We start from the raw sequence: 11504 nt of genomic DNA on the forward strand, positions 1-11504 counted from the left end.
AAGCATTTGTAGTTATACGGTCTTTTTGGCTACCAGTTCGCAGATTTTGATGATGACCTCGGTGGCCTTTATCATGCTCTCTACGGGAATATATTCGTATTTTCCGTGAAAGTTGTGCCCGCCGGCAAAAATATTGGGGCATGGGAGTCCCATATAGCTGAGTTGTGAGCCATCGGTGCCGCCACGTATGGGTTTGATAATGGGGGTTACGCGCATGGCTTCCATGGCCTCCTTGGCAATTTCTACGATGTGGTATACTGGTTCTACTTTTTCCCTCATATTAAAATACTGATCTTTTAATTCGAGGGTAATACAATTGCCGTGAATTGAATTTAATTTATCGGTAATATTACGAAGGAGCTGTTTTCTTTTTTCAAAATGGTCTTTGTCGTGGTCACGTACGATAAGCTCAAATTCAGCATGTTCTATAGAGCCTTGAATGTGGTGTACGTGAAAGAAGCCTTCGCGTCCCTCGGTATTTTGAGGGGTTTCTTCCGGTGGTAAAATCTCGAGGAATTCGCTGGCGATGCTTATGGCGTTTACCATTTTGTTTTTGGCGTATCCCGGATGTACGCTCTTTCCTTTTATTACCACCTTGGCACTGGCCGCATTGAAATTTTCGAATTCTAGTTCGCCAATTTGGCTTCCGTCCATGGTATAGGCCCAATCGGCATCGAATTTTTCAACATCAAAATGATGTGCCCCACGACCAATTTCTTCATCGGGGGTAAAACCGACCCTGATTTTTCCGTGCTTTATTTCCGGATGGTTGATAAGGTATTCCATGGCCGTGATAATTTCGGTGATGCCGGCCTTGTCATCGGCGCCCAAAAGGGTGGTTCCGTCAGTAGTGATGAGGGTCTGGCCCTTATACTGCAACAAATCCTCAAAATAATCGGGAGAGAGTATAATATTTTCGTGGGGGTTCAGTACAATGTCCTTGCCGTCGTAATTCTCTATAATTTGTGGATTGACATTGGTAGCCGTAAAATCGGGAGAGGTGTCAAAATGTGATATAAAGCCTATGGTAGGTACTTCGATGTTGAGATTACTGGGCAGGGTGGCCGTAATGTAGGCGTTGTTGTCGATGGAAACTTCCTCCATGCCAATTTCCAGTAATTCTTCGACGAGTAAGTCTGCTAAATGCCATTGTTTTTCGGTGCTGGGCGTGGTCTTTGATTTGGGGTCGCTTTGAGTATCGATTTTTACATACTTCAAAAAGCGATCGATGATATGCTGCATCTAAAATGTTTTTAAATCAAAAGTACAAAATTGGGCTTACTAGATACAAACGAAGCCTGTTTTAAGACTATGTTTTTAGTGTATTTCTTTCGTGTGCGTTGAAAAATACCTAACTTATGATGGAATTAACTTAAATAATCAATTATGAAAAGAATGTATTTTTTATGCTATGTGCTGTTTTTTTTGGGCATAGCCATTGGAAGTGCTCAAATCACAGGTACGGTTTCAGATGAAGATGGCCCACTACCCGGTGCATCCGTAGTGGTCAAAGGAACGACGACAGGTTCCACTACCGATTTTGACGGATTATTTACGATCAATGCGGAGGTTGGCGATAAGCTGGTTATTTCTTACATCGGTTATGAAACCAAAGAGGTCACGGCCCAGTCGGGTACAATGAAGATCAAATTATCTTCGGGAGTAGCCTTGTCAGAGGTTATTATAGTGGGCTCGCGTAACCCGAACAGAACGGCTACCGAGAGTATGGTTCCGGTAGATGTAATTAGTATGAAAGAACTGAACAGTGTTGCCCCACAGGTAAACTTAAATCAGATCTTGAATTACGTAGCACCTTCCTTTACTTCAAACACCCAAACTATTTCAGATGGTACGGATCACATTGATCCGGCTTCTTTAAGGGGCTTAGGTCCTGACCAGGTTTTGGTACTGATTAATGGTAAAAGAAGACATACCTCTTCTTTGATCAATGTAAACGGAACTTTCGGACGCGGTAGCGTTGGTACCGATTTAAATGCTATACCGGCAGCTGCCATTCAGCGTATTGAAGTTTTAAGAGATGGGGCGGCCGCCCAATATGGTTCTGATGCCATAGCGGGGGTCATCAATATCGTTTTGAACAAGAGTGTGAACGAATTGAACATGTCGGTTACCTCTGGTGCTAATTTTTCCAAGAACGCCAATGATCAAACAGGCGGGGTAGATGGGGCCACAACTAACATAGCTGCTAGTTATGGGGTTTCTTTAGGGGAAAAAGGAGGTTTGTTAAACCTTTCTGGTGATTTTGATGTTCGTCAAGATTATAGTAGGATGAAGGAGTGGGAAGGTGGAATTTTTAATGCGTATAACTCAATAGAAAGGCTAGCGTTAGGTGAAAACTTAGATATTGCCAATCTGCAAGATGCCGATGTAGTTAGACTGTCTCAAAATTTACCCTATTTTGACCAAAATGATAGGGATATTATAAATGGATTCTCTTCATCTGAATTGCATACCCCAACAAAGAAGGATGATGATGGCAATATTATATTTTATAATCCGCTTTCTAATGATGTTACTGATTCGGAACTTACTGAAAGAAACCAGAAACGAAGCGATTACAATATGAGGGTCGGTCAGTCGGCTTTACGTGGGGGAAGAATTTTTGCCAACTTTTCCTTGCCTTTGGATGATAACGGTACCGAAGTCTATTCCTTCGCCGGTATCAGTTCAAGAACGGGTAATTCAGCAGGTTTCTATCGTTTGCCCAATCAAAGCAGAACCTATACACCTGCCTATATGAACGGATTTTTACCTGAAATCAATTCAACTATTAAAGACAGGTCGCTATCGGTCGGTATTAAAGGAAAGATCAATGAATGGGATGTGGACTTGAGCAATACCTACGGAAAGAACTCTTTTTTATATACCATAGGAAATACCTTTAATGCTTCTATGCAAAATGCATCACCTACCCTTTTTGATGCAGGGGGATTTTCTTTTGCGCAGAATACGGCCAATTTAGATGTAAGCCGCTTTTTTGAAGATGCGTTGTCTGGATTGAATGTGGCTTTTGGAGCGGAATACCGTGTTGAAAATTACGATATAGTGGCTGGGGAACCAGCTTCTTATGGGCAATATGATGGTACGGGGAATATAAATAATCCTTATGATGATATTGTTAGGGATGCTGCTGGTGTTCCCGTGTTGGATGCAGAGAAAAAAACAATACCAAATCCAAATTCGGATGTACGTGTACCAACGGATTTCTTCGGGGAATCTAGACCTGGTGGGTCACAGGTTTTTCCCGGTTTTGGACCGTCAAATGAATTGTCTAGAGGAAGAAGTAGTGTTGCCGGTTATATTGATTTAGAAGCGGATTTTTCAGAAAAATTCGTTGCTAGTTTTGCTACACGTTTTGAGAATTATAGCGATTTTGGTTCTACCATCAATTTTAAATTGGCAACACGTTATAAGGTCAATGATAATATAAACCTTAGGGCCGCAGGGAATACGGGTTTCAGGGCTCCTTCCTTACATCAGATAAACTTCAACTCTACACCTACTATTTTTGATCAGAATGGCGACCCGCAAGAAGTGGGTACCTTTGCCAATGATAGTAGGGCCGCTAAGCTTTTGGGTATTCCTGAATTGAAGGAAGAAACTTCAAGTAGTATAAGTGTTGGTTTTACGGCCAAGATTCCGGATGCAAACTTAACCTTGACCGTAGATGGATATTATGTGGAAATCAATGATAGGGTAGTGTATACAGGTCAATTTGAAGGCCCGGGTACAGGAACTGAATTGGATAATTTGCTAAGTCAGGCAAATGCAACAGCTGCTTCCTTCTTTGCAAATGCGATCAATACGGAATCTCGTGGATTGGATATAGTGCTTACGCATACGGCCAACTTAAGTGATAACTGGAGGTTGAAATCCGATTTGGCGGGTACCTTGTCTAAAACGAATCAAATAGGTGATATTAATTCATCAAAAGTGTTAGAAGATGCGGGTCTTGTAAATACTTATTTCCCGGAAGATAGCAGAGTGTACCTGGAAGAGGCTGTCCCTCGTACGAAAATCAACCTTTCCAACAGCCTTACTTCCGATAAATGGATCATGTTCTTAAGAAATGTGTACTTTGGGGAAGTTACCGAAGCGACTACGGTCATAGCCAACCAACAGGTTTTTGGAACCAAGGTGGTGACCGACCTTTCCATTGGTTATAAGGCTACCGATGCCTTGACCTTGACCATTGGGGCCAATAACTTATTGGATATCTACCCCGACAGGGCCGAAGATCAATACAATAACCGTAGTGATGGCCGATTCGATTGGTCGCGTAGGGCACAACAGTTCGGTATTGGAGGACGGTTCTTGTTTGCCCGTGTAAGTTTCGCTTTAAAGTAGGATATCGAAAAGAAAGAATAAATAGGGAAGACCTTTCGAAAGAACGGTCTTTCTTTTTGTTTAAGGGTGTCATACATGGAAGAAGTATAATTTTTCACTTAAAATGGTGTTTATATAAATGGATTCAAATTTTAAAAAGAGGTATATGTTGCGAAAATTATACGGTTCAATAGTGTTTTTGATGCTTTTTACATCGGCAAGTGCCCAAAATTGTACATTGGATATAGGCGGAAAGAACAATGAGGCCATCAAGACTATTTTTCAATTGAACGAAGAGCAAATAAGCACTATGGAAGCCCTACAAGGCGAACTTGAGGTGCAGACCAAGGATATTGAAGGGCAAATAGAAAAGTTGTTGGCCGAACATCCGCAAAGCAGCGAAGAAGACCTTATTAAATTGGCGGAAAAATACAAGGTATTGCAGCAACAGTTGGTGCAGGCGGCCTACGACAGTGATAAAAAACTCTTGTCGCTCTTCAATTCAAAGCAGTATGAGCGCTATCTTCGACTCTGTAATGAAGCTATAAGGATACCTATCAAGGTAATTCCTAAAAATTATGAAATCCCTGAAGGGGAAGAGTAAGCTTTTAAGGGGAAGGACACTTCTTTTTTAGGGGCCGTTCCATGTCCCGACATATAAAAATAGTAGTAAGTTATGCCTGTACTAGGGGGTAAGTTTGTATTTTTGCGCAAATCCTATATACCCTCATGTATAAGTCTATTCTTCAGCCCATACTTTTTTTGCTAGATGCCGAAAAAGCCCATCACCTTACCTTTTCTTTAGTCCGTTTTCTTTGTAAAATTGGTTTTTCTGGCCTGTTCGAGGCCATCTATAAAATAGAGGACCCACGTCTGGAAAAGGAAGTCTTTGGGATTCGGTTCAAAAATCCAGTAGGTCTGGCGGCGGGTTTCGATAAAGATGCCAAGCTCTACAATGAGTTGTCCAATTTTGGGTTCGGTTTTGTTGAGATAGGAACCTTAACGCCCAAACCCCAAGACGGAAATCCTAAAAAGAGATTGTTCAGGTTAAAGCCAGATCAGGCGATTGTCAACCGTATGGGGTTTAACAATAAGGGGGTTGTCGATGCCGTAGAGCGATTGAAAAAGGAGCACAAAGTGCTCATTGGGGGCAATATTGGAAAAAACAAGGTTACACCTAATGAAAATGCGGTTTCAGATTACCTTATTTGTTTTGATGCCCTTTTTGATCACGTCGATTACTTTGTGGTCAACGTAAGTTCACCTAATACGCCTGGCCTGCGCGAGCTTCAAGATAAAGCTCCGTTGACCGCCCTTTTGCTGGAACTGAAAGCCGAAAACACAAAACTGGCACAGCAGAAGCAAACAAAGGAAAAGCCGATTCTATTGAAGATCGCCCCAGACCTTACGGACGAACAGCTTCTGGATATTATCGCTATTGTGGGCGATACTAAAATAGATGGTGTTATTGCAACCAATACGACCATTGGGCGAGAACACCTAAAATCAGATGCTTCTCTCGTTAATGAAACGGGTGGGTTGAGTGGAAAACCATTGACCAAAAGAAGCACGGAAGTGATTCGGTTCTTGGCGGAAAAAAGCAAGAAAGCCTTCCCTATAATAGGTGTGGGAGGTATACATTCCGAAGGGGATGCACTCGAAAAATTAGAAGCAGGGGCAGACCTTGTTCAGTTGTACACCGGTTTTATCTACGAAGGACCGGCCTTGATAAAACGGATCAATAAAGCCATTCTTAAAAAGCAAGGGTACTAGAATCTAGCTGGCCTTTAAGGTGATACTGATCTTATTTGGCCCAATAATCTACAACGAGCACATCGTCTAAATGCGGTCCTAAAATGTCGCCAAAGGCTTTATGGTCGGGATGGGGCAAATAAATGGCGCGGTCTTCCTCGCTGTTGAAGGTAAGGAAGAAACAATGGGTAAATCCTTGGTTTAATCCCTCAGGACTGTTGTTCAGTCCCCACTCATATCCGACGATTTGTGGAATTTTAGAGGGTAGGGCGGTAAATGCCTCCTCAACTTTTTTGATGTCTTCTTTTGTGGTTTCGGGTTTGAACTTGAATAATACTACGTGCCGTAGCAGACTGTCTTTTTGCATGCTGATAGATTGATCGGTTTGGTGGGCGGTCCTATTTTTGAAGGCCAAAGAAAGTAAGGCGAACAAAACGAGGCACAAGGTGAGTGTAAGATAACTTTGTTTCATGATATAGTCGTTTCTCTGTAATTCAATATATACTTGATGTTAAAAAAGGCAATAATGCTACATACGTATAACTTAAGGAAAGACAGGAGGGAAGCCTCTCAAAAAAACTAAACGGTCGGTAAGATATAAAAAAGAGTCGTTACTTTAGCGCCGTGTCACCGGAATCGCCCTAAAAATCGTGTATGTATTGGTTGGGAAACCGACAATGACGCTCAATATTTTAAAAATGAATTACGAAACACTCTATACTTTTATGCTGGCCACCATGGCCTTGTCCATTTCGCCGGGCCCTGATAATATCTATGTATTGATGCAAAGTCTGGTCAATGGTAAAAAACACGGATTGGCTACTACGGCGGGACTCATGTCGGGTTGTCTGGTGCATACGAGTTTATTGGCCTTTGGGGTGTCAATGGTGATCAAGGAAAGTGACACCCTCTTTTTTGGAATTAAATTGTTGGGGGGCATTTACCTCTTTTATCTGGCGTACAAGGTGTTTAAAAGTAGTGGCTCGTTAAGTTTGACCGAAGGTTCGGTACCTAAAAAAGGGCTCTGGGAGCTATTTCGGCAGGGGTTTATCATGAATGTATTAAACCCCAAGGTTGCTATTTTCTTTTTGGCCTTCTTTCCTGGTTTTCTCTTTAGCGATGACATGAGTACTGTAGTTCAGTTCTACGTGCTAGGGCTGGTCTTTATGTTCGTTTCCTTTATAATTTTCAGCCTAATAGCGGTGCTTTCGGGGAGTATTTCGTCGTATTTTACATCGAACCCCAAAATGGGAATTTATCTAAAATGGCTTCAAATCATTGTCTTTGTTGGCATTGCGGTCTATATTCTGGTATCGGATAAATAATGCTAATTTTGATTAGTTTTATGAGTGGTTTCTGCTGCCTCATAAGAAATGTAAGCACATGATGGAAAAGGTGAAGGTAATCGAATGTCCTAGGGATGCCATGCAAGGCATCAAACCTTTTATTCCTACCGGTGAAAAGGTAAAGTACATTCAGGCTTTGCTGGGGTGTGGTTTCGATACTATAGATTTTGGGAGTTTTGTATCCCCTAAGGCCATTCCTCAAATGGTAGATACCGCAGAGGTATTGTCGCAATTGGACTTGTCGAAGACCCAGAGTAAATTGTTGAGTATTGTGGCTAATGTTAGAGGGGCCCAAGAAGCATCGCAGCATCCCGAAATTCAGTATTTGGGATATCCTTTTTCCATATCGGAGAATTTTCAGATGCGTAATACGCATAAAACCATAGATCAGTCGGTGGGAATACTTCAAGAAATATTAAATATAGCCGACGCCTCGGGAAAAGAAGTGGTGACGTATATATCAATGGGTTTTGGTAATCCATATGGAGATCCGTGGGATGTGGACATCGTAGGGGATTGGACCGAAAAATTAAGTGCCATGGGGGCTAAGATACTCTCGCTTTCCGATACCGTAGGTTCGTCTACCCCAGAGGTTATCAACTACCTGTTCTCAAATTTGATTCCCAAGTATCCCGATATTGAATTTGGTGCCCATTTGCACACTACACCGACCCGGTGGCATGAAAAGGTAGATGCCGCCTATAGATCGGGTTGCCGTAGGTTCGACGGGGCGGTTCAAGGGTTCGGAGGTTGCCCGATGGCCAAAGATGAACTTACCGGAAACATGCCTACCGAGAAGATGCTTTCGTATTTTACGGCGGAAAAGGTAGATAGCGGAGTCAATTGGATGGTTTTTGAAGCTGCATACAATAAGGCTACCGAGTTGTTTTCGCAGTACCACTAGTTTTTGTTTCCTCCACACATTCGGTTCAGATAACTATCCAAATTAAGTTGAAATAGGGTGCCTTCCACCAAGTCGTGCACGGCGTTCAATTCTTGTAGGTTCATGGCTAAGGTAATCTGTGGTGCCGGAGTGTCTAAAAGTAGCGACCTACAGGTTTCATGTTGTTGGCAATCCTAGCATAGGGCATTGCTGTTCATCGTACACTCAATGTTCTTTTATAACTGTACGAGTTCTTTTTCGGTTAATAGCAGACCTGTATCCCTAAAGACGATCTGTATCTTCCTGATGTCTTTTATCGTGTTTCTTTTCCATTGAAATGCAACGCCAAAGGGGTTGTGGTATATGGGGGTAATGTCGTCCATAGTGTGATTTTTTTTTGGTATTTGGGGTTGAACAATTTTATATTATGGGTTATGCTAATCAGAGCTATCCGCTCCTTTAAATAGGGATTTATGCCCTGTACATTCTGAATCAAAAATAGTATTTTTATTTAGATTAATTATAAATAGTATGGAAATACCCCAAATTTTTATCCCCGATTTTATTCCCCTAGGAGCGGCAATGGCAATGAGGGTCTTATTATTTAGAATAAATAAAAATTATTTTGCACAGGCAAGCTTCATGTATTAGCTTTGCCACACAATTTAAATCAAGTCTAAATAAACACTTACTCCTATAATGAAAAAAGCCCTGTTTACATTGGCCCTTAGTTCGGCAATAGTCCTTACATCATGTAGTTCAGATGATGATGCGTCAGGAATGGACGAAACCATTACGATCGATAATCCCATTAGTTATTCTTTTGAACGCGATGGCGAGTCTACCGTAAGTTTCAGTGGTCAGACCACCCGTATCAAAATGGCGCAAGAGCTTTTGGGTAATTTTTTGGATGAAACTAATACGGCCGAAAGTTTGAAGTCCATGTTCGCCCATGATGAAGGTGTGGTCGATTTTGAGGATGCCGAGTTAAACGCTTCGGATAAAAGTTTACGGAGTAAGACGGCGGCCTCCGTAGATTATTTTTATGCAAATACGACGGACCAAGCCCTTATCCGTGCCGATTTCGAGTCATGGATAGAAGCTCAGGTAAATGAAGTTTTTGAAAACTGGAATGTTAGCGCGGCTGCGGGAATTGCAGGTCAATTGGCCGACGGTGAAAAAATACGCTATGTAAGCGCAAAAGGTCTTGAGTACAATCAATTGTTCGCCAAAGGCCTGATAGGGGCTTTAATGACCGATCAAGCGCTCAATAACTACTTGAGTACAGCGGTATTGGATGAATCGTCCAATCGTGCCGATAACGATGCCGAAACGGTATTGGAGGGCAAGTCTTATACCAATATGGAACATAAATGGGATGAGGCCTATGGTTATGTGTATGGCTTGAATGCCGATGCTTCTGATCCCAATGCCGATTTGGGAGCCGATAGTTTTTTGAACGAATACATAGGGAAACTTGAAGAAGATGCCGATTTCGCCGGAATAGCAGATGATATATTTCAAGCCTTTAAATTGGGGCGTGCTGCCATTGTAGCGGGAGATTATGAAGTACGTGATGCCCAAGCTGAAATTATTCGAGAGAAAATATCATTAGTGCCTGCTGTTAGGGGAGTATTTTATATGCAGCGTGCAAAAGCGACCTTAGCGGATGAGGTACCTAATTACGCAAGTGCTTTTCACGCATTGTCTGAAGCTTATGGGTTTATCTATAGTTTGCGTTTTACGCGAAAGCCGGGTACGGACACCCCGTATTTTTCAAAAACCGAATCTGATGAGCTTCTAGAAGAATTAATGGATGATGGAGCCAATGGCTTGTGGGATTTAAAAGCGGAAACCATAGATGAAATTTCGGAAGATATCGCCGAACGTTTCGGATTTACCGTAGCCCAGGCTGCTGACTAATGGGGTTGCCCAAGATTAAAATTTAAGTGTTTTTTAAAAAAAAAGCAGTGTCTGTTAGTTAATTACAGGCTGCTTTTTTTACTTTTGCTTAATTAGAATAAATAAAAATAAGCTATGAGGAGGTTTTTTGCCCTATTTACCGTGGCCACAATGATATGGGCCTGCAGCTCGGATAGTAGTGGAGGAGGTTCATCGGATGACGTGGATCCGGAACCTGAATCGGTTAGTTTTGAACGGGGACCCATGTTGGCTAACTGGGCCGACAATATTATCAAACCTTCCTATGAAGCTTTTTCTAGTGAAATGTCGGATTTGCAAACAGCATTTGATACATTCAAAGCCGATGCTACCGAAACCAACCTTGTAGCCTTTAGGGATTCATGGTTATCCGCCTATAAAATGTGGCAAAGGGTTTCTATGTTCGAGATAGGTCCGGCCGAAACGGTTGGCTTACGCTTAAACATGAACATTTATCCTACTGATGGGCCTAAAATAGACGGTTTTGTAACCTCGGGAACTTATGATCTTGGCCTTGCTTCCAACAGAAATGCCAAAGGCTTCCCTGCTTTAGATTACTTAATTAACGGCTTGGGCGATACCGATACGGATATCGTGGCAAAATATAATGGAGCTGAAAAAGAAAACCTGATTGCTTATACCGAAGCCATTATTGCCGATATGTCAAGTCTTACATCCGGGGTACTTGCAGAATGGAATTCAGGATATAGGGATACTTTTGTGGCCAATGACGGTGCGTCTGCGACCGCATCGGTAGACCGGTTTATCAACGATTATATTTTTTACTTTGAGAAATATTTGAGAGCTGGTAAAATGGGAATTCCCTTAGGTGCTTTTTCGGAAAGTGTACTTCCCCAAAATGTTGAGGCCTATTACAAAGCCGATGTTTCTAACGAACTTTTTATAGAGGGATTTGAAGCTGTGCACGATTTTTTCAATGGCGTACATTATGGAAAAACGACATCTGGCGAAAGCCTGGCGTCTTACTTGGATGCACTGAACGAGGTGAAAGATGGTGAAGATTTAACAAAGCTAATCAACGAACAGTTCGACTTGGCTAAGACTAAGGTGGAAGCCTTGGCTCCTTTTCGTCAAGAACTTGAAGATAATGTGCCGCCCAAAAATATGCTTTTGGCGTATGACGAGGTACAACGCATCGTTCCTTTGTTCAAAGTGGATATGGTTTCGGCCATGAGCGTTAGTATAGATTTTGTTGATGCCGATGGCGACTAGAA

Annotated in this window: 10 protein-coding genes; 7 read left to right on the forward strand and 3 right to left on the reverse strand. The window is 42.1% G+C overall.

Going from position 1 to position 11504, the window contains the following annotated elements; genetic code table 11:
* Positions 1–12: 12 nt before the first annotated feature.
* Entirely contained in the window at positions 13–1242 is a 1230-nt protein-coding gene (gene pepT, locus BW980_RS15625) for a peptidase T (RefSeq protein WP_076456096.1), read from the reverse strand.
* A gap of 144 nt (positions 1243–1386) precedes the next feature.
* On the opposite strand from pepT, the gene BW980_RS15630 reads away from it, so the two are divergent.
* From BW980_RS15630 to BW980_RS15640, 3 genes are all read left to right on the forward strand, one after another.
* Entirely contained in the window at positions 1387–4368 is a 2982-nt protein-coding gene (locus BW980_RS15630) for a TonB-dependent receptor (RefSeq protein WP_076456097.1), read from the forward strand.
* Positions 4369–4513: 145 nt separating this feature from the next.
* Positions 4514–4951 carry a hypothetical protein gene (locus BW980_RS15635; protein WP_139327703.1) on the forward strand — a complete coding sequence of 146 codons (438 nt, stop codon included), beginning with the start codon at positions 4514–4516 and terminating at the stop codon, positions 4949–4951.
* A 125-nt stretch (positions 4952–5076) separates the two neighbouring features.
* Positions 5077–6120 carry a quinone-dependent dihydroorotate dehydrogenase gene (locus BW980_RS15640; RefSeq protein WP_076456099.1) on the forward strand — a complete coding sequence of 348 codons (1044 nt, stop codon included), beginning with the start codon at positions 5077–5079 and terminating at the stop codon, positions 6118–6120.
* A gap of 31 nt (positions 6121–6151) precedes the next feature.
* Here BW980_RS15640 and BW980_RS15645 read toward each other — a convergent pair whose 3' ends face one another.
* A complete protein-coding gene (locus tag BW980_RS15645) occupies positions 6152–6571 on the reverse strand; it encodes a Dabb family protein (protein WP_076456100.1) in 420 nt (139 codons plus the stop codon).
* 226 nt (positions 6572–6797) lie between these two features.
* On the opposite strand from BW980_RS15645, the gene BW980_RS15650 reads away from it, so the two are divergent.
* Positions 6798–7424, forward strand: a complete 627-nt coding sequence (locus BW980_RS15650; protein ID WP_076456101.1) for a LysE family translocator — start codon at positions 6798–6800, stop codon at positions 7422–7424.
* A 58-nt stretch (positions 7425–7482) separates the two neighbouring features.
* Entirely contained in the window at positions 7483–8349 is an 867-nt protein-coding gene (locus tag BW980_RS15655; RefSeq protein ID WP_076456102.1) for a hydroxymethylglutaryl-CoA lyase, read from the forward strand.
* A 215-nt stretch (positions 8350–8564) separates the two neighbouring features.
* On the opposite strand, the gene BW980_RS22865 is transcribed toward BW980_RS15655, so the two are convergent.
* Positions 8565–8711, reverse strand: a complete 147-nt coding sequence (locus BW980_RS22865) for a hypothetical protein (protein WP_245800068.1) — start codon at positions 8709–8711, stop codon at positions 8565–8567.
* Positions 8712–9027: 316 nt separating this feature from the next.
* Between BW980_RS22865 and BW980_RS15665 the strand changes: the two genes are divergently transcribed.
* The gene (locus BW980_RS15665; protein ID WP_076456103.1) at positions 9028–10251 is read left to right on the forward strand and encodes a DUF4856 domain-containing protein; all 1224 of its coding nucleotides are present in this window, start codon (positions 9028–9030) and stop codon (positions 10249–10251) included.
* 114 nt (positions 10252–10365) lie between these two features.
* On the forward strand, positions 10366–11502 hold the full coding sequence (locus BW980_RS15670) for an imelysin family protein (RefSeq protein WP_076456104.1): 1137 nt from the start codon (positions 10366–10368) through the stop codon (positions 11500–11502).
* Positions 11503–11504: the final 2 nt, after the last annotated feature.

Origin of the sequence: Zobellia uliginosa (assembly GCF_900156625.1) — a bacterium.
Taxonomy (GTDB): domain Bacteria; phylum Bacteroidota; class Bacteroidia; order Flavobacteriales; family Flavobacteriaceae; genus Zobellia; species Zobellia uliginosa.